The following is a 16,642-nucleotide window of genomic DNA, read 5'->3' as shown; positions in this document are numbered from 1 at the left end:
AGGGCGAAAAGGGGGGTTGAGGTTGCCGCTCTGAGTTGAAAGGGTGTCAACCATCTTGGAGCACCCGCGCAGATACGCGGCCTCCGCCCTTCTTTCCCAAACATATTGGAGACGACACATGGCCGAAGTGAAGCCAGGCGATACCGTGCAATTGCACTACACCGGAACCCTCGCGGACGGGACCACCTTCGACAGCTCGGCGGGCCGCGATCCGCTGCAATTCACCGTAGGCTCGGGCCAGATCATCCCCGGCCTCGACACGGCGATCCCCGGCATGAAGGTCGGTGAGACCAAAAAGGTCGAGATCGGCGCCGATGACGCCTACGGTCAGGTCAACCCCGAGATGCGCCAGGCCGTCCCGCGCGAAGGCATCCCCGCCGACATCCCGCTGGAGATCGGCACGCAGTTGCAGATGCAGACCCCGGACGGGCAGGCGATGCCGGTCACGGTCGTCGAGGTCGAAGAGGCCACCGTCACGCTTGACGCCAATCACCCGCTGGCGGGCAAGGATCTGACGTTTGATATCGAGCTGGTCAACATCGACGCCGCCTGAGCGGGCGTGATCCAAAGGCCGGCTGACGCCGACATGATTTTGTGAAAAAGGCCCGGATGCTGTCGCATCCGGGCCTTTTGCCTGCCGCACCTGCCGTATGCCAGATCAGCCGGGTAACAAGACGGGAAACCAATCCTCGCGCAGACGCTGGCCTTGCTGCATGTTGTGGCCCGGAAAGGGGGGCGACGTGGGGCCGGGGCGTTCGGTGTAGCGGGCATCGTCGCCCAGCAGCCGCAATGAGAACGCGCGCCGCCGCTGGTCGCTGTGATTGCCCCGCGCGCCGTGCAGGGTGTGGTAATTGAACGCGACCGCGTCGCCCGGCGCCATCTCCCATTCCAGCACGCGCATGCCTTCGGCGTCGGGATCCGGGACGGGCTGGTAGGGTGCGGGATCAAAGAACGCGTCGCCCTTGGCCCACCGGGTCGGCAGCACGGGCTTCTCCCAAAGATGCGATCCGGCGACACAGCGCAGCGTGGCGTCGGTCACCGGATCAAGCGGCGACCAGAAGCTGACGGTCTGGCGCCCCTCGACAAAGTAGTAGGGCCCGTCCTGGTGCCAGGGGGTTGCCATCGACGTGCCCGGCTCTTTCACCAGCACATGATCGTGGAAAAGCTGCACGCTGCGCGACTCCATCAGATCCGCGGCGACCGCCGCGGCGGGGGAGGTGCGGATCACCTTTTCGAATTCGGGGATGCGCTGCCAGTTGCAGTAGTCGTCAAAAAACAGCCCGGTCTCGCCCGCCTTGTCGTTGGTCGAGGCATAGGGGCCGGGGGTGGCCATATTGCGGGCCACACCCGCGCGCAGATCATCGAGGTGATCGGCAAACAGGCCGCGGATCACCACGACACCGTCGCGTAGGAATGCGGCAACGTCGTCGGCGCTCAGCAGCGGGTGCATCAGGTCTTTTTGCGCAGGCGGATGACCACGTCGACGCTGGCGATCTCCGCGCCCTCGGGCGCGTCGGGCAGCTGGGCTATCACCAGATCCTCGGACGGGGCATCAGACAGACGGCCCTCGTCCTCCCAAAAGAAATGGGGGTGATCGTGGGTGTTGGTGTCAAAATAGCTGCGCGAGCCATCCACCGTGACCTCCTGCAACAGCCCTGCCTCGCAGAAGGCGCGCAGGGTGTTATAGACCGTGGCCAGCGAGACAGAGGCGCCGTCACTGCGCGCAGCCTCAAACAGGCTTTCGGCGGTGACGTGGCGGTGGCGCCCGTCGCCGACCAGCAAACTGGCGAGCGTCAGCCGCTGGCGGGTGGGCCGGAGCCCTGCCGTGGCGAGCCATTTGGTGCCGGTTTCAATCTGCGTGTCGATCATTGTGCGCCTCGTGCCATACACATCGCAATATAGGGGACGGGCAGGGGGGTTTTCAAACGAATTCCACCCGATTGGCCCGTCGCGCAGCCGCGCGCGTCGTGTTTGTCGCAGGTGGGCGCGATGTTCGGTGCTCTTGCACTGTGCCAAAACCCGGTGTTAGGTGCCCCCTCACGATGGAAATTCCCCCGCGAGGAGAGCACAGATGGCCCAATTTCCCACCAGTTTCGACAAGGACGATCTGCTCAAATGCGCGCGCGGAGAGCTCTTTGGCCCCGGAAACGCGCAATTGCCCGCGCCGCCGATGCTGATGATGGACCGGATCACCGACGTCTCCGCCGACGGTGGTGCACACGGGAAAGGGCACATCACGGCCGAATTCGACATCACGCCGGATCTTTGGTTTTTCGAATGCCACTTTCCCGGTAACCCGATCATGCCCGGCTGCCTTGGCCTCGACGGTCTTTGGCAACTGACGGGTTTCAACCTTGGCTGGCGCGGCTGGCAGGGGCGGGGCTATGCGCTGGGCGTGGGCGAGGTGAAACTGACCGGCATGGTACGCCCCGAACGCAAGATGCTGACCTACAAGATCGACTTTACCAAGGCGATCCAGACCCGGCGCCTGACCATGGGCGTCGCCGACGGCATCGTGGAGGCCGACGGCGAGGTGATCTATCAGGTCAAGGACATGAAGGTCGCTCTAAGCGAGAGCTGATCCACGCAGGCTTTTCAGAGGAATTCGAAATGATCGGCGCTGCGCAGGTCTGACCAATCCTCACCCTCGTCGAGCCCGACCAGAAGGCGCTGGTTGGTTGAGGTCACTGTGACCTGCACCCAATCGCGCCCGTCAAAGGTGACGGTGCGTCCGCCCAGATCAGACAGCCCGTCGACCCCGCGATACCCCTTGAGCGTGATCTCGTCGCGGCCGATCTCGAAATCCTCGATCCGGTCGAGCCGGGACAGCCGCTGCTGCGCGCCGCCCGACAGGCTGTCCCAATCGACGAGATGTTTGGCAAAAAAGACAAAATCATCCGCCCCCGCCCCGCCGATGGCAATGTCGGCCTCCTTTCCGCCCAGCAGGGTGTCGCGCCCCCCACCGCCGTGCAGCAGATCGCGCCCGGTGCCGCCCATCAGCCGGTCGTTACCCGCCCAGCCGAACAATTCATCGTCCCACGCGCCCCCGCTCAGCCGGTCATTCCCGGCACCGCCGCCCAGCGTGTCGCGCCCGCTACCGCCGTTGAGCGTATCGTCGCCGCCCTGACCGTAGAGTGCATCGCTCCAGCCGCCGCCGGCGATGTCGTCATCGCCGTTGCCGGCCCAGACCGTATCGCGCCCCGATCCGCCGCGCAGGCGGTCGGCGCCATCCCCGCCCGAGAGCAGATCGTGGCCGCTGCCCCCGTCGATCCGGTCCCCGTTGGCCGCGCCGATCAGCTGGTCGTTGCCTGCGCCGCCGTTCAGCGTATCGCGCCCGTGCCCGCCGTGCAGCGCATCCGCCCCGGCATGGCCGTCGAGCCTGTCGTTGCCGGTGCCGCCGCGCAGCGTGTCGTTTCCCGTCCCGCCGGTGAGGGTGTCGTGCTCACTGCCACCGTAGAGACGGTCGTGCCCGGCCTCCCCGTGCAGCACGTCCCTGTCGATGCCGCCCGCAAGGCTGTCGTTGCCAGCCCCGCCGAATACCGTGTCGTCCCCTTTGCCCGCGTTGACCAGATCGTTGCCCGCCCCGGCGGTAAAGCGCCCGTCGGTGATTCGTTCATCCAGCGAGGCGCTGCGCACCCGCGTGTCGTTGATGACGTCGTTGCCCGCGGTGCCCGCAATCCTGCCATCCCCATCGTAGCCGCCAAGCGATACCGAATTCACCCGCCCGGCAGCGGGGGTGATGTCGCCCAGCGGCACCTCGTTTTGCTGGTCGATAAAGGCGACGGCCGGCCCCTTGCTGGCCTTGAGCATTCTGTCCAGGTTGTCGGCGTCCAGAAAATGCCGCTCCCCGCCGCCCTCGCGCGCGCCCTCCATGGCGTAATAGGCATTGGCGCCGACCTTGATCCATTGCTGGTCCAGGAATTCGAAGAACTTCACATCGGCGCCGGGTCGCGCCAGATCGATGGCACGACCGTCTACGGTCAACCAGTCTTCGGCGGCGTTGAAGTCGTCGATGCGTCCGATGATGACACCACGCGCGGCACCGCTGTTGACAAAGGCAAAGGTGTCGCGCCCCGTGCCGCCATAGACGTGGTGGCCCATGTAGGCGATTTGATCCCCGCCGCTGAACCGGTTGGCGTCCTTGGTCAGATCCATCTGAAGGGTGTCGTTGCCGTCCATGCCAAACTGGTGCACCTGCCCCGCGCCGCGCATGCTTGCCGCCAGGAAATCGTTTCCGCCGCCGCCGCGCAGACCCGTGGTGCCTGCGCCGTCCGACGCAACGAGCCGGTCGTTGCCTGCGCCGCCCACAAGCGTATCGGCACCCGCGCCGCCGATCAGCGTATCATTGCCATTCCCGCCTTCCAGTCGCTCCGCATTTGCTGTGCCTGTGATGCGGTCATTGCCGCCGGTGGTCTGGCCTCTGATCATATGGGTCTCCGAACTGAAAATGAGAACCCTGTCGTCCCGCGACGCTCTGCTGGCGCGTTTGGGGGTGTACGACCCGTATGGCGAAACATCCTTTTCAAACCGTTGAAAATCCCTTGCCAAAGGGTTTAGAAAGCGGGCCGCCCTTGCACCCGCGCGCGGCCTTGGCCTAAGTAGGGTCAACAACCAAAGGGAGTGTTGGTATGCGCCGTGTCGTAGTCACCGGATTGGGCATCGTCTCATCGATCGGGAACAATGCCGATGAGGTGCGCGCCGCCCTCAAAGCAGGCACCAGCGGGATCGAAGCCGCCCCCGCCATGGCCGAGCACGGCTTTCGCAGCCAGATCGCGGGCACGCTCAAGATCGACGTGGCCGCGCATATCGACAAGCGCACACTGCGCTTCATGGGGCCGGGCGCGGCTTACGCCTTTCTGGCGATGGAGCAGGCGATTGCCGACGCAGGGCTGGGCGAGGACACGGTGAGTAACCCGCGCACCGGGCTTGTCGCAGGCTCGGGCGGGCCGTCCACCTCTGCCATGAAGGCCGCGCATGATACGGTTGAAAAGACCGGGGCGACCAAACGCATCGGCCCCTTTGCGGTGCCCAAGTGCATGTCGTCCACCGTCAGCGCGAACCTGTCCACCGCCTACAAGATCAAGGGTATCAACTATTCCATCACCTCGGCCTGTTCGACCTCGCTGCACTGCATCGGCAACGCGGCAGAGCAGATCATGCTGGGCAAACAGGACGTTATGTTCGCGGGTGGCGGCGAAGAGCTGGACTGGACGCTTTCGTGCCTGTTCGACGCGATGGGCGCGATGTCGTCGAAATACAACGACACCCCCGACCGGGCGAGCCGCGCGTTCGATCAGGACCGCGACGGATTCGTGATCTCCGGCGGTGGCGGCATGGTCGTGCTCGAAGATCTCGAACACGCGCTGGCCCGTGGCGCAAAGATCTACGCCGAGGTCACCGGCTACGCCGCGACCTCTGACGGGCACGACATGGTCGCCCCCTCGGGTGAGGGCGGCGAGCGCGCGATGCGCCTCGCGCTCGAAACCCTGCCCGAAGACCGCTCTGTGAGCTACATCAACGCCCACGGCACCTCGACCCCCGTCGGCGACGTGGGCGAGATCGAGGCCGTGCGTCGCGTGTTCGGCCAAGGGTCCACACCGCCCGTCAGCTCGACCAAATCCATGACCGGCCACGCGCAGGGTGCGGCCGGCGCGCTCGAGGCGATCTTTTGCCTGCTGATGCTGGAGGATGATTTCATCGCCCCCTCGATCAACGTCGAAACCCTCGACGAGCGGCTGGACCCGGCGGAAATCGCGACCACGCTGGTCGAGGACGCCGGGCTGGACTCGGTGATGACGAACTCATTCGGGTTCGGCGGTACAAACGGATCCATGATCCTGTCGAAATACAAAGCGTAAGGATCACGAGGATGACCGGGATGTTGCAGGGCAAGCGCGGGCTTATCATGGGCGTCGCCAACGAACGTTCGATCGCGTGGGGCATCGCCAAAGCGATGGCCGGGCAGGGGGCGGAGCTGGCCTTTACCTATCAGGGCGAGGCCTTTGGCACCCGTCTCAAGCCGCTGGCCGAAAGCGTCGGGTCGGATTTCATGGTGGACGTGGACGTCACAGACGACGCCTCGCTGGACGCCGCGTTTGCGGCGCTTGGCGCGCGGTGGGAGACGCTCGATTTCGTCGTGCACGCCATCGCGTTTTCCGACAAATCCGAACTGACGGGCCGGTTCCTGAATACCTCGCGCGCGAATTTCAAGCATTCGATGGACATCTCTGCCTACAGCTTTATCGAGGTCGCGCGGCGCGCGCATCCGATGATGGTCGCAAATGGCGGCACGCTGCTGACGCTGACCTATCAGGGCTCCAACAAGGTCGTGCCGAATTACAACGTGATGGGCGTGGCAAAGGCCGCCCTTGAGAGCGCCACACGCTATCTGGCCAATGATCTGGGCCCCGAGGGCATCCGCGTGAACGCAATCTCGCCCGGCCCTATGAAAACGCTCGCCGGTGCGGCCATCGGCGGCGCGCGCAAGACCTACAAGCACACCAACCAGAACGCACCCCTGCGCGCCAACGCGACGCTTGAGGCGGTGGGCGGCACGGCGGTCTACCTCGCCTCGGACGCCGGCGCCTGCACCACCGGAGAGATCATCCACGTCGACGGCGGCTATCATGTGCTGGGCATGCCGCAGGCCGAAAATCTGTAACGGCACGTCGCAGGTTCCGACCCCGCCGCAACCGCGCTTTTTCTGGCGACGCCTGATTGCCGTGGGCGTTGACGCATTGCTCGTCAGCTTGTTGACGACGCTGCTGCTGCTCCCGTTTCTGCGCCCGGACGAGACGCGTTTGCGCCTGTCTGGCGGGGTCTCGTACACGCAATGCCTGCCCGTCAAATCCATTTCGCAGGAACTCGCCGATCTGGTTGCGCCATCACCGCCGGATGCAGCGTCGCTGTGCACGAATAGGTCTTGGGGCCTCTACAACGGGCGCACGCTGACAATCATCTTTGATCGGCGGATCTCCCAAGACGGGGCCGTCACGACCTCCAGCCAGCGCTCAATCACCGTAGCACTCGACGGAAGCGACAGCCCCACGACGATCCTCACCCCGCAAAGCGCTCTCAATCCGCTTGTGCTGATGCTTGCCAGTGCGCTGTTGCTTGCCCGACGGGGTCGCACGCCGGGAAAACGGCTTACCGGGCTGAGGATCACGGGTCAGGGATGTGCGATGTGCCGGGAGGTGCGGCGGCTTGGGCCATTCGTGCTTTTGGGCATCGGATCGACCGTTCTGAGCGTCCTGCCGCCCGACAGCTTGGCCGACCTGCCGCCCATGGCGCAGATCTGGGTCTACGTCGGAGGCGGGGTCATCGTGCTCTTGGCGTTCGTGTGGCTCTACGTCTGGCCTTTGCTGCGCTGGCGTGGTGCGATGCCCTACGACCGCGCGACGGGGTTCCGGGTGGTGAGCGCGCGCTAGCGCAGCGGCGGCGTCTGCCACAGCCAGACTTTCAACCCGCCGTGCGCAATCGCCGGGCCCTGCGGGCCAAAGGGCAGCCCGGCGGTTTTGGCCAGTCCGGGATCGGACGTCACCATCGCCACGCGCCAGCCCGTGAACCGCGCCTTGAGCGTCTCGCCCAGCGATCCGTAGAGCGCGTAGAGCGGTTTCTTGTTGCCGATGCGCGCGCCATAGGGCGGGTTGACCATGACCAGCCCGGGCGGCCCGTCGGGCGCCACAAGGTCGGACGCGGGCGCCATCGCAAACGCCGTCATCCCCGCCACGCCCGCGCGCTCGGCATTCTGCTGGCTCATCCGCACCGCGCCTGCATCCCGGTCGGACCCGTAAAACCGCACCGGCCCGTCGGGGGCGGCGGGCATCCCGGCTTTCATCGCCGCATAGGCGCCCGCGTCAAAGCTTGCCAGATCCTCGAACGCAAAGCTGCGCGAGCGACCGGGCCACAGCCCCGCCGCGATCTCTGCCGCCTCGATCGGGAAGGTGCCCGAGCCGCACATCGGATCGACCAGCGGCGCATGGCCGTTAAACCCCGCGCGCGCCAGCATAAGCGCCGCAAGCGTCTCGCGCATGGGCGCCTTGCCCACGGCCAGCTTGTGCCCGCGCTTGTGCAGGCTCTCCCCCGAGGTATCGAGGCTGAAGGTCACGGCATTGTCGTCGATGCGCACCTTGAGCGTCAGGGCCGCCTCCGCATCCAGCGTCAGCCCGTGGGTGTCGGTCAGCGCCGTCTCGACCCGCTGCTGCGCGGCCTTGGCGTGGTAGATTTTCGAGGCTTTGGTCGTGACCTGCACGCGCAGCGGCACATCGCGGCGCAGGATCTCGCCAAAGGGGAACTTGCGGCTGCGTTTGTCCAACTGCGCAAGGTGAAACGCCATGAACCCGCCGATGCGCGCCAGCACGCGGGTTGCGCCGCGCAGTTGCAGATTGGCGCGCCAGACCTCGGGCCAGCCGCCGGTCACCGTCACGCCGCCGGGGAGGGCGGTGACATCCGCGAACCCCGCTGCCAGCGCTTCGGCGCACAGCATGTCCTCCAGCCCCGGCGCGCAGGCCAGAAAGATCTCAAACGATGTCTCCATCCCGCACAGGTAGCCGCGCCCCGCCGCAGGCGCGAGCGGTTTTTTGCCGCGCGCCCTAAATTGGCCCCGATTATCCGGCACACTACCGCACATGAGCTTTGCAGAAACATACCGCGAAGAACGCCTGATGAGCCGCCGATCCCGCGCGCGAAAGGCCCGCATCGTGGGCCGCGTACTGGCGTTCGCGATGATGATCGGCCTGGCTGCGCTGATCCGCACCGACCCGCAAGTGCGTGCCGCCGTCGATGGCATCGTGACAGAGCTGGTGGCAAAGGCCATGGGCACCCCCGCCGATCCGGCAAGGCAGGGCGATCCGGCCAGGGCCGCCATCGACGATCTTGGCTACGCGCCGGGCAGTGACGAGGCGCAGGCGCTTGAGCAACTGGGCCTGACCGAAACCGGTGGCGCGCCCGCACGCAGCAGCCTGCCGCCCAGCAAGGTCAAGGTGAACCGCGGCACCGGCGGCTAGTTCAGCGGTCTATCCTAAAACCACTGCCCCGGCTCCATCAGCCCCAGATCCAGCAATTGCCGGGAATGCCATTCAAACGGGGCCGAGTTGTGCCACGTGAACGTGTCGATCTCGTACCGGCTGCCTGAATTCAGCTTCAGCGCCTTGGCCGTGCGGAACGAACAGACCGTCGCGGTGATATTGTGGTGCCACGGGCAGGCGTAGGTATTGTATTCTTCGTCGTTAAACGTGTGATCCTCGCGCAGTTCCAACCCGGGCTTAGCGCGGAAAATCGCGATGCGGTCGATCTTGCGGCGGGCGGGGGGCACGTGTTCCTCGAACCGCCAGCGCAACCCGCCGAAGAAATCAAGCTGCCGTTCTTTGGGGTGCCCCTCATTGGCGGGATCGGGGCGGGCGAGCGCGTAGTACCCCGAACGGTCCAGATGCGCGGCATCCAGCGAGACCGCCAGCGGGTATTGCCCCAGATCGTCGGCGTAAAGATCAATGATATAGGTCAGCATCGCGTCACGCCGTTCTTCGGTGTGAAAGGCCAGCATTTCGCCGACACTGCGCGTCTCGCAGAAGGGAAAGAACAGGTATTCGGCGTTGTAGCAGTAATAGATCCACTGCCCCGGCGCGATCGCGATAAGGGCATTGACCGCCCGTTCGGTCGCCCCTTCGGCGGTGCAGTCATAGTCGATGCGGTGCACCGTTTCCTGCAAATCGCGGGGCAGGGTAAAGCTTTGCGGCATCAGGGCGATGACGTGTCTGAACCCCGATTGCATGTGGTGCCGCAGGGTCGTGTCGACCTCCACGTCATCCTCGATCAGCACGATGGCGATAGGGCCGCGCAGGCTGGCCCCCTTGTGCCGGGCAATGAATGTATCGAGGTCTGCGTACTGCATGGGATCCTGCATCGGGCTGCTTTGCCGCAGAATCGGTTAATTCGGCGTGCATTGCAAGATCGCCGTAGCGCTGCTAGGTCGCGGCTGACCCCGAAAACCACTTCCAGCGGAACCTTTCCCATGTCCCGGACCCCCACCGACGCGCCAAAGAAGCTCTTTATCAAGACGTATGGCTGCCAGATGAACGTCTACGACAGCGAACGCATGGCCGAGAGCCTTGAGGGCTACGTCACGACCGAGCGTGCGGAAGATGCGGATATGATCCTGCTCAACACCTGCCACATCCGCGAGAAGGCCGCCGAAAAGGTCTATTCCGAACTGGGCCGGATGAAGAAGCTCAAGGCCGACAAGCCCGATCTCAAGATCGGTGTGGCGGGCTGCGTGGCGCAGGCCGAGGGCGAAGAGATCATGCGCCGTCAGCCCGCCGTCGATCTGGTCGTCGGCCCGCAAAGCTATCACCGCCTGCCGCAGATGGAGGCGCGGGTGCGCGCGGGCCACACCGCGCTCGACACCGATTTCCCTGAAGAGGATAAATTCGCCCACCTCAAGGGCCGTGGCACGCAGGCCAAACGCGCGCCCGCCGCGTTCCTGACCGTGCAGGAAGGCTGTGACAAGTTCTGCGCCTTCTGCGTCGTGCCCTATACCCGTGGCGCCGAAGTCTCCCGCCCCGCCGACCGCGTGCTGACCGAGGCGCAGGAGCTGGTCGCGCGTGGCGTGCGCGAGGTCACGCTGCTGGGCCAGAACGTCAACGCCTACCACGGCGGCATGACCCTCGCGCAATTGATCCGGGAACTGGCGCAGATCGACGGGCTGGCGCGCATCCGCTACACCACCTCGCACCCCAACGACATGACCGACGATCTGATCGCGGCCCACGCCGACACGCCCGCGCTGATGCCCTATCTGCACCTGCCGGTCCAATCGGGCAGCGACCGCATCCTCAAGCGAATGAACCGCAGCCACACCGCCGAAAGCTACCTGCGGCTGATCGAGCGGATCCGCGAGGCCCGCCCCGACATCATGATGTCGGGCGATTTCATCGTGGGCTTTCCCGAAGAGACCGAGGCGGATTTCCAGGCGACCCTCGATCTGGTGGCGCAGGTCCGCTACGGCTACGCCTACAGCTTCAAATATTCCACCCGCCCCGGCACCCCGGCGGCGGAGCGTGCGCAGGTCGACAGCGCCGAGGCCGACGAACGCCTGCAACGCCTGCAGACGCTCATCACCCGCCAGCAGCGCGAAATCCAGCAAGAGATGGTGGGCCGCGATCTGCACGTGCTTGTCGAAAAGGTCGGGCGCGAGCCGGGGCAGATGGTCGGCAAATCCGAATACCTGCACGCGGTGCATATCAACGACTGCACGGCGCAAATCGGTGATCTGGTGCCCGTCACCATCACCGAAGCGGTGACCAATTCGCTTGGCGCACGGCTACGCACCGGCGCGTGATCCGGGTCAATTGTGCAAAATTGGCGCTTTCTCTAGCGGCCAAGGGCTAAAACCCCACTACATCTGCGAATATTCCCTTCCCAGCGGGGCGTTTTCTGCCTACGCTGACGAGGTGGAGTCGCGCCAAAAGGCCCGCTGCCGGGTATCGGCGCCTCCGGGGGAACAAGATAAGGAAAAGAGCTGTGGCAAACACACTTTTCAAAGCCATGCGTGCCGCGGCGTCCGTCGCGCTGGTGGCGGCCCTTGCGTTGCAGGGCACGGCGGTGGACGCACAAACGAGATCTCAGCAGGACCGTGACGGCGGTCAGTACATTCCAACGATCTGGGTCGATCCCGACGGGTGCGAACACTGGGTCATGGACGACGGTGTCGAGGGCTACATGACCCCGCACACCAACCGTCAGGGCATTCCGGTCTGCCGCCGGGGCAACGTCTGCGGCGTGATGCAAAGCGACCAGTTCTTTGCCACCAACTCCGCACGCATCTCCAAGCACGGTCAGGCCCGTCTGCGCGACTTCTTCACCAAGGCGCAGGCGACAAGCTTCATCATCACCGGCCACACCGACAGCCGTGCCTCTGACGCCTACAACATGCGCCTGTCGCTGAACCGCGCCAATTCGGTCGCCAAGGTGGCACAGGCGTCTGGCGTGCGCATCGCCGACGTGCGTGGCTACGGCGAGCGTCAGCCCGCTGCTTCGAACCAAACCGCATCGGGGCAGGCCAAAAACCGCCGCGTCGAAATCATCTGCATCCGCTGAAGGGCCTGACATGAATACTCTGAAAATCGGCCTCGCACTCGTCGCGATCACCGCGCTCGCCGCCTGTGAGGATGCGCAATTCACCAAGAACGGCCCGGACAAGACCGTCGACCGGGGCATCGACCGCAAGCACCTCAGCCAGCTTGAGGCGGGGATCTGGGTCGATCCGAACGGCTGCGATCACTGGATTATCGACGACGGGGTCGAGGGCTATCTTTCCGCCCGTCTCGACAAATACGGCAAGCCGGTGTGCTCCGGCGTCGCACCGCCCACACAGACCGTGGGTGATTTCAAGAAAGGATCCACCCGGATCATCGGGGATCCGATCTGATCGCCGCGCCTGCAACAATACGCGACAAAAGGGCCGGGGTGCGACGCACCGCGGCCCTTTTTGCCTGTGGCCACTGGTCCCCGGCGCTTCCTACGCCTATCTGATCCCCTTCCGCGCGCAACTACAGGAGCCGCCCTTGCCCGCATCCGATACCGTAACCGACACCGCCGCCCCACAGGTGCTCGACCTGCCCGACAACCGCCTTTTGATCGACCTGTGCGGTCCCTACGATCAGAATCTCGTCGCGATCGAGAAGGCGCTCGAAATCCAGATCATCCGGCGCGGCAACCAGCTGACGCTGCACGGGGATCCCGCCGCGACCGAACGCGGGGCGGCGATCCTCAACGCGCTCTACGCCCGTCTCGAAGGGGGGCGCGGGGTCGAGCCTGCGGATGTGGATATGATCTTGCGCATGGGCAACTCCGACGCGGGCACCGGCGTGCGCAGCGGTGACCAGATCGAAATGCCCATCGGCGGCGATGTCGAGATCCAGACCCGCAAGAAACGGGTCGAACCGCGCACACAGGCGCAGAAGGCCTACGTGCAAGCGCTCTTCGATCACGAAATGGCCTTTGGCATCGGCCCCGCGGGCACGGGCAAGACCTACCTCGCCGTGGCCGTCGGTGTCAGCATGTTCATCGCAGGCAAGGTCGACAAGATCATCCTGTCCCGCCCCGCCGTCGAGGCCGGTGAAAAACTCGGCTTTCTGCCCGGCACCCAGGACGAAAAGGTCGATCCCTACATGCAGCCGCTCTACGACGCGCTCAACGACTTCCTGCCGGGCAAGCAACTCGCAAAACTGCGCGAGGAGAAGACGATCGAAATCGCCCCGCTGGCCTTCATGCGCGGCCGAACGCTCTCCAACGCCTTCGTGGTACTGGACGAGGCGCAGAACGCCACCACCATGCAGATGAAGATGTTTCTCACCCGGCTCGGCGAAGGCTCGCGCATGGTCATCACCGGCGACCGCACCCAGATCGACCTGCCACGCGGTCAGGCCTCGGGCCTCGCCGATGCGGAACGGCTGCTCAAACACATCCCCAAGATCAGCTTCAACTACTTCACCTCCAAGGATGTCGTGCGCCATCCCCTCGTCGCCGCCATCATCGAGGCCTATGAGGAAGAAGCCGCCCGCAGCACCCCCGGCAGCGACCGCTGACCACAGGCGCGCCTGATTCGCACGGGCGCGCCTCCCCTCTGCACCCTTTTCCAAATACCTGAATCCTGTCCTATCCTCCGGCACGCCGCCCGCAATTGAAAAGCTCCATGAACACCCTCGACCTTCTCATCGAATGCCCCGCGTGGGCCGGTTGCGATCTGGACGCGCTGGCGCCCCGCGCGGTCGCCGCCACCCTGCGCCATCTCGATCTGGACCTTGACAGGTGCGAGGTTTCGCTGCTGGCCTGCGACGATGCGCGTATCGCCACGCTCAACGCCGATTTCCGCGGCAAGCCAACGCCGACGAATGTGCTCAGCTGGCCCGCGCAGCCGCTCGCGCCGCCCGCGCCGGGGCAGGCGCCGCCGCCGCCCGAGCAGGGCTTTGATGGCATGATCGAGCTGGGCGATATCGCGCTCAGCCACGACACCTGCGTGCGCGAGGCCCGCGAATCGGGCCTTCCCGTCAAGGCCCATCTGACCCATCTCATCGTGCACGGCACCCTGCACCTGTTGGGTTTTGACCACATCACGGATGCCGATGCCGCCCTGATGCAGGGGCTTGAGGTCGAAATTCTTGGCAATCTTGGCCTTGATGACCCATATAATGGCGAGCATACCGCACGCGCGCCCCTCTAGGGGACGCGCATTGATCAAAGACAGGACCCAATGGGCGACACAGACGGCTCTTCTGGCGCAGCGCATGGCGCGCGGCCCCAGACCACTCCCGACACCGATGCTTCGGCGCCGGATGCGGATGAAACCAGCAAGGCAGGCTTTTTCAGCCGCGTGATCGGCGCGCTCAGCCCCGCCGAAACGCCCGGCAGCGTTGAAATGGTACACGCCACCCCTGACCGCGCCGCCACCGGCATGGGCAACCTGCGCCGCATGCGCGTGGATGACGTGATGGTGCCCAAGGCCGATATCACCGCCGTACCTGTAACCGCCGACATGGATGAGCTTGTCGCCGTGTTCAAGGACAGCGGCATGACCCGCTTGCCGGTCTATGAGGGGACGCTGGATACCCCCGTCGGCATGGCGCACCTGAAGGATCTGGCGCTCACCCACGGCTTCAACGGGAAGCCGCGCAATTTCAACCTTGCCGATATGGTGCGCCCGCTGGTTTACGTACCGCCGTCGATGACCATCGGCGTGCTGCTGACCAAGATGCAGGCCGAACGCCGCCACATGGCGCTGGTGATCGATGAATACGGTGGCGTCGACGGGCTGGTCACCATCGAGGATCTGATCGAACAGGTCGTCGGCCAGATCGAGGATGAGCACGACGTCGAGGAAGACCAACTCTGGACCGAGGAAAAGCCCGGCCAATATCTGGCATTCGCCAAGACCCCGCTGCGCGATTTCGAGGAAGAGATCGGCCAGTCCCTCACCGATCACGACACGGTCGATGAGGAAGAGATCGACACGCTGGGCGGTCTGGTCTTCATGTTGTCCGGCACGGTGCCCGCGCGCGGCGAAGTCGTTGTGCATCCCGACGGGCCGGAGTTTGAAGTGCTCGAAGCCGATCCGCGCCGGATCAAACGGTTGCGCGTGCGCGTGAACGGCGCCGCCGGCGGATGACGTCGGCCCGCGCGGCCTGGGCGCGTGCGCTTGGCGTTGCGGCCGGCCTTGGCGCGGTGACGGCCCTGGGGCAGGCGCCCTTTGGCCTGCCCATCGCCATGATGATCGGGCTGGCCGGAGCGATCTGGTACTTCGCCGCCGCGCGCAGCCCCAAGGCGGCACTGCTCTATGGCTGGGCCTTCGGGTTTGGCTATTTCGCGCTGACGTTGCACTGGATCGTCTCGCCCTTTCTGGTCGATGTCGCGCGCCACGGCTGGATGGCGCCCTTTGCCGTCGTCCTTATGGCGCTGGGCGGCGGCGCGTTCTGGGCGCTGGCCTTCTGGACGGCGCGGCGGCTGTCGCCGCAGGCCTGGCCGCTGATCCTGACGCTGCCCACGGTCGAGTTGATCCGCGCCTATATCTTCACCGGCTTTCCCTGGGGCACGCTGGCGCAGGCCACCGTTGACAGCCTCGCGGGCCAGTCGCTGGCGCTTTGGGGGCCCTATGCGCTCACGCTCTGGCTGGTGGCCGTGGCCGTCGCCGTGGCACGCAGCGGCGCGCATCCGCTGCCCCGTGTGTTGCTGGCCATCGGGGCCGCCGCGCTCCTGTGGATCCCGCCGCAGGTGCCGCCCGCGCCGATGACCGATCAGACCTGGCGCATCGTGCAACCCAACGCGCCGCAGCATCTGAAATGGGATCCCGCGATGATCCCGATGTTCTTTGACCGCCAGTTGGAATTCACCGCCGCCCCCACCACCGGCCCGCAGCCCGACGCGATTCTCTGGCCAGAGACGGCGATCCCCTGGCGGCTGGACCGCGCGGGCGCGGCACTGTCCGAAATCGCCGTCGCGGCCAATGGCACGCCCGTAATCCTCGGCGTGCAGCGTGCTGACGGGGAAAGGTACTTTAACGCGCTGATCGCGCTCGACGGGGACGGACAGATCACCCAGACCTACGACAAGCACCATCTTGTGCCGTTTGGTGAATACATCCCCCTTGGCGATTTCATGGCCCGCTTTGGCGTCACGGCCATGGCGCCGCAGCACGGCGCAGGCTTTTCGGCGGGGCCGGGGCCGCGCACGTTGGATCTGGGGCCGCTCGGCCGCGCGCTGCCGCTGATCTGTTACGAGGCCGTCTTTGCCCATGACCTGAACGCGCCAACGCGCGCCGACTATATCCTGCATGCCACTAATGACGCGTGGTTCGGCACGTTTGCGGGGCCGCAACAGCATCTCGCACAGGCCCGGATGCGCGCAATCGAACAGGGGCTGCCGGTGATCCGTGCGGCCAATACCGGCATCTCTGCGATGATCGACCCTTGGGGCCGCCTGCGCGACAGCCTGAAGCTGAACGTTGCGGGGTATCTGGATGCCGGTCTGCCCGCACCGCGCGCGCCCACGCCCTACGCGCGCACGGGCGATTTGCCGCTGGCGGTGCTGCTGCTTGCAGGGCTCATTGGCGCTGCGGCGCAACGGCGCCGTACGTTGCGCCGCCCCAAATAGC

General features: G+C 65.4%; 18 protein-coding genes. 13 read left to right on the top strand and 5 right to left on the bottom strand.

From position 1 onward, the window contains the following. Window positions 1-118 precede the first annotated feature (118 nt). Window positions 119-553 carry an FKBP-type peptidyl-prolyl cis-trans isomerase gene (locus KDD17_RS10580; RefSeq protein ID WP_212703629.1) on the top strand — a complete coding sequence of 145 codons (435 nt, stop codon included), beginning with the start codon at window positions 119-121 and terminating at the stop codon, window positions 551-553. A gap of 105 nt (window positions 554-658) precedes the next feature. Here KDD17_RS10580 and KDD17_RS10575 read toward each other — a convergent pair whose 3' ends face one another. Continuing rightward, entirely contained in the window at window positions 659-1,450 is a 792-nt protein-coding gene (locus tag KDD17_RS10575; RefSeq protein ID WP_431358121.1) for a phytanoyl-CoA dioxygenase family protein, read from the bottom strand. Beyond that, a complete protein-coding gene (gene irrA, locus KDD17_RS10570) occupies window positions 1,450-1,869 on the bottom strand; it encodes an iron response transcriptional regulator IrrA (RefSeq protein WP_212703628.1) in 420 nt (139 codons plus the stop codon). The genes KDD17_RS10575 and irrA overlap by 1 nt, the downstream gene beginning before the upstream one ends. Window positions 1,870-2,071: 202 nt before the next feature. On the opposite strand from irrA, the gene fabA reads away from it, so the two are divergent. Then, window positions 2,072-2,581 (top strand): bifunctional 3-hydroxydecanoyl-ACP dehydratase/trans-2-decenoyl-ACP isomerase, encoded by a 510-nt coding sequence (gene fabA, locus KDD17_RS10565; protein WP_212703627.1) that lies wholly within the window; start codon window positions 2,072-2,074, stop codon window positions 2,579-2,581. A 14-nt stretch (window positions 2,582-2,595) separates the two neighbouring features. On the opposite strand, the gene KDD17_RS10560 is transcribed toward fabA, so the two are convergent. Further along, window positions 2,596-4,428, bottom strand: a complete 1,833-nt coding sequence (locus KDD17_RS10560) for a calcium-binding protein (RefSeq protein ID WP_212703626.1) — start codon at window positions 4,426-4,428, stop codon at window positions 2,596-2,598. A gap of 200 nt (window positions 4,429-4,628) precedes the next feature. Here KDD17_RS10560 and fabB point away from each other — a divergent pair, with 200 nt between their 5' ends. From fabB to KDD17_RS10545, 3 genes are all read left to right on the top strand, one after another. After that, window positions 4,629-5,858, top strand: a complete 1,230-nt coding sequence (gene fabB, locus KDD17_RS10555; protein WP_212703625.1) for a beta-ketoacyl-ACP synthase I — start codon at window positions 4,629-4,631, stop codon at window positions 5,856-5,858. A gap of 11 nt (window positions 5,859-5,869) precedes the next feature. After that, the gene (locus KDD17_RS10550) at window positions 5,870-6,661 is read left to right on the top strand and encodes an enoyl-ACP reductase FabI (RefSeq protein ID WP_212703624.1); all 792 of its coding nucleotides are present in this window, start codon (window positions 5,870-5,872) and stop codon (window positions 6,659-6,661) included. A gap of 61 nt (window positions 6,662-6,722) precedes the next feature. Continuing rightward, on the top strand, window positions 6,723-7,427 hold the full coding sequence (locus tag KDD17_RS10545) for an RDD family protein (protein WP_212703623.1): 705 nt from the start codon (window positions 6,723-6,725) through the stop codon (window positions 7,425-7,427). Here the strand turns inward: KDD17_RS10545 and KDD17_RS10540 are convergent. Continuing rightward, window positions 7,424-8,536, bottom strand: a complete 1,113-nt coding sequence (locus tag KDD17_RS10540) for a THUMP domain-containing class I SAM-dependent RNA methyltransferase (protein ID WP_212703622.1) — start codon at window positions 8,534-8,536, stop codon at window positions 7,424-7,426. The two genes, KDD17_RS10545 and KDD17_RS10540, sit on opposite strands and share 4 nt — an antisense overlap. Window positions 8,537-8,663: 127 nt before the next feature. Between KDD17_RS10540 and KDD17_RS10535 the strand changes: the two genes are divergently transcribed. Then, complete coding sequence (locus KDD17_RS10535) at window positions 8,664-9,005, top strand: hypothetical protein (RefSeq protein WP_212703621.1); 342 nt, start codon at window positions 8,664-8,666, stop codon at window positions 9,003-9,005. Between the two features lie 14 nt (window positions 9,006-9,019). Here KDD17_RS10535 and KDD17_RS10530 read toward each other — a convergent pair whose 3' ends face one another. After that, complete coding sequence (locus tag KDD17_RS10530; RefSeq protein WP_212703620.1) at window positions 9,020-9,889, bottom strand: hypothetical protein; 870 nt, start codon at window positions 9,887-9,889, stop codon at window positions 9,020-9,022. 120 nt (window positions 9,890-10,009) lie between these two features. On the opposite strand from KDD17_RS10530, the gene miaB reads away from it, so the two are divergent. From miaB to lnt, 7 genes are all read left to right on the top strand, one after another. Then, complete coding sequence (gene miaB / locus KDD17_RS10525) at window positions 10,010-11,335, top strand: tRNA (N6-isopentenyl adenosine(37)-C2)-methylthiotransferase MiaB (protein WP_212703619.1); 1,326 nt, start codon at window positions 10,010-10,012, stop codon at window positions 11,333-11,335. A 206-nt stretch (window positions 11,336-11,541) separates the two neighbouring features. Then, complete coding sequence (locus tag KDD17_RS10520) at window positions 11,542-12,093, top strand: OmpA family protein (protein ID WP_212706212.1); 552 nt, start codon at window positions 11,542-11,544, stop codon at window positions 12,091-12,093. A gap of 10 nt (window positions 12,094-12,103) precedes the next feature. Beyond that, window positions 12,104-12,424 carry a hypothetical protein gene (locus tag KDD17_RS10515; protein ID WP_212703618.1) on the top strand — a complete coding sequence of 107 codons (321 nt, stop codon included), beginning with the start codon at window positions 12,104-12,106 and terminating at the stop codon, window positions 12,422-12,424. A gap of 136 nt (window positions 12,425-12,560) precedes the next feature. Then, entirely contained in the window at window positions 12,561-13,583 is a 1,023-nt protein-coding gene (locus KDD17_RS10510) for a PhoH family protein (RefSeq protein WP_212703617.1), read from the top strand. Between the two features lie 107 nt (window positions 13,584-13,690). Beyond that, window positions 13,691-14,218, top strand: coding sequence for an rRNA maturation RNase YbeY (gene ybeY / locus KDD17_RS10505; RefSeq protein ID WP_212703616.1), 528 nt, complete (start codon window positions 13,691-13,693; stop codon window positions 14,216-14,218). A 30-nt stretch (window positions 14,219-14,248) separates the two neighbouring features. Further along, window positions 14,249-15,160 carry a hemolysin family protein gene (locus KDD17_RS10500; RefSeq protein ID WP_212703615.1) on the top strand — a complete coding sequence of 304 codons (912 nt, stop codon included), beginning with the start codon at window positions 14,249-14,251 and terminating at the stop codon, window positions 15,158-15,160. After that, window positions 15,157-16,641 (top strand): apolipoprotein N-acyltransferase, encoded by a 1,485-nt coding sequence (lnt, locus tag KDD17_RS10495; protein ID WP_212703614.1) that lies wholly within the window; start codon window positions 15,157-15,159, stop codon window positions 16,639-16,641. Before KDD17_RS10500 ends, lnt begins: the two co-directional genes overlap by 4 nt. The last annotated feature ends 1 nt before the right edge of the window (window position 16,642 follow it).

Source organism: Sulfitobacter albidus (assembly GCF_018200035.1).
In the GTDB taxonomy this organism is placed as follows: domain Bacteria; phylum Pseudomonadota; class Alphaproteobacteria; order Rhodobacterales; family Rhodobacteraceae; genus Sulfitobacter; species Sulfitobacter albidus.
The sequence above is the reverse complement of the archived record's forward strand: the minus strand, read 5'-3'. Positions and strand labels throughout refer to the sequence as shown.

Coding starts and splice junctions, on each gene's coding strand:
- KDD17_RS10580 (WP_212703629.1), top strand. CDS start 119: ATGGCCGAAGTGAAGCCAGGCGATACCGTGCAATTGCACTACACCGGA.
- KDD17_RS10575 (WP_431358121.1), bottom strand. CDS start 1,450: ATGCACCCGCTGCTGAGCGCCGACGACGTTGCCGCATTCCTACGCGAC.
- irrA (WP_212703628.1), bottom strand. CDS start 1,869: ATGATCGACACGCAGATTGAAACCGGCACCAAATGGCTCGCCACGGCA.
- fabA (WP_212703627.1), top strand. CDS start 2,072: ATGGCCCAATTTCCCACCAGTTTCGACAAGGACGATCTGCTCAAATGC.
- KDD17_RS10560 (WP_212703626.1), bottom strand. CDS start 4,428: ATGATCAGAGGCCAGACCACCGGCGGCAATGACCGCATCACAGGCACA.
- fabB (WP_212703625.1), top strand. CDS start 4,629: ATGCGCCGTGTCGTAGTCACCGGATTGGGCATCGTCTCATCGATCGGG.
- KDD17_RS10550 (WP_212703624.1), top strand. CDS start 5,870: ATGACCGGGATGTTGCAGGGCAAGCGCGGGCTTATCATGGGCGTCGCC.
- KDD17_RS10540 (WP_212703622.1), bottom strand. CDS start 8,536: ATGGAGACATCGTTTGAGATCTTTCTGGCCTGCGCGCCGGGGCTGGAG.
- KDD17_RS10535 (WP_212703621.1), top strand. CDS start 8,664: ATGAGCCGCCGATCCCGCGCGCGAAAGGCCCGCATCGTGGGCCGCGTA.
- KDD17_RS10530 (WP_212703620.1), bottom strand. CDS start 9,889: ATGCAGTACGCAGACCTCGATACATTCATTGCCCGGCACAAGGGGGCC.
- miaB (WP_212703619.1), top strand. CDS start 10,010: ATGTCCCGGACCCCCACCGACGCGCCAAAGAAGCTCTTTATCAAGACG.
- KDD17_RS10520 (WP_212706212.1), top strand. CDS start 11,542: ATGCGTGCCGCGGCGTCCGTCGCGCTGGTGGCGGCCCTTGCGTTGCAG.
- KDD17_RS10515 (WP_212703618.1), top strand. CDS start 12,104: ATGAATACTCTGAAAATCGGCCTCGCACTCGTCGCGATCACCGCGCTC.
- ybeY (WP_212703616.1), top strand. CDS start 13,691: ATGAACACCCTCGACCTTCTCATCGAATGCCCCGCGTGGGCCGGTTGC.
- KDD17_RS10500 (WP_212703615.1), top strand. CDS start 14,249: ATGGGCGACACAGACGGCTCTTCTGGCGCAGCGCATGGCGCGCGGCCC.
- lnt (WP_212703614.1), top strand. CDS start 15,157: ATGACGTCGGCCCGCGCGGCCTGGGCGCGTGCGCTTGGCGTTGCGGCC.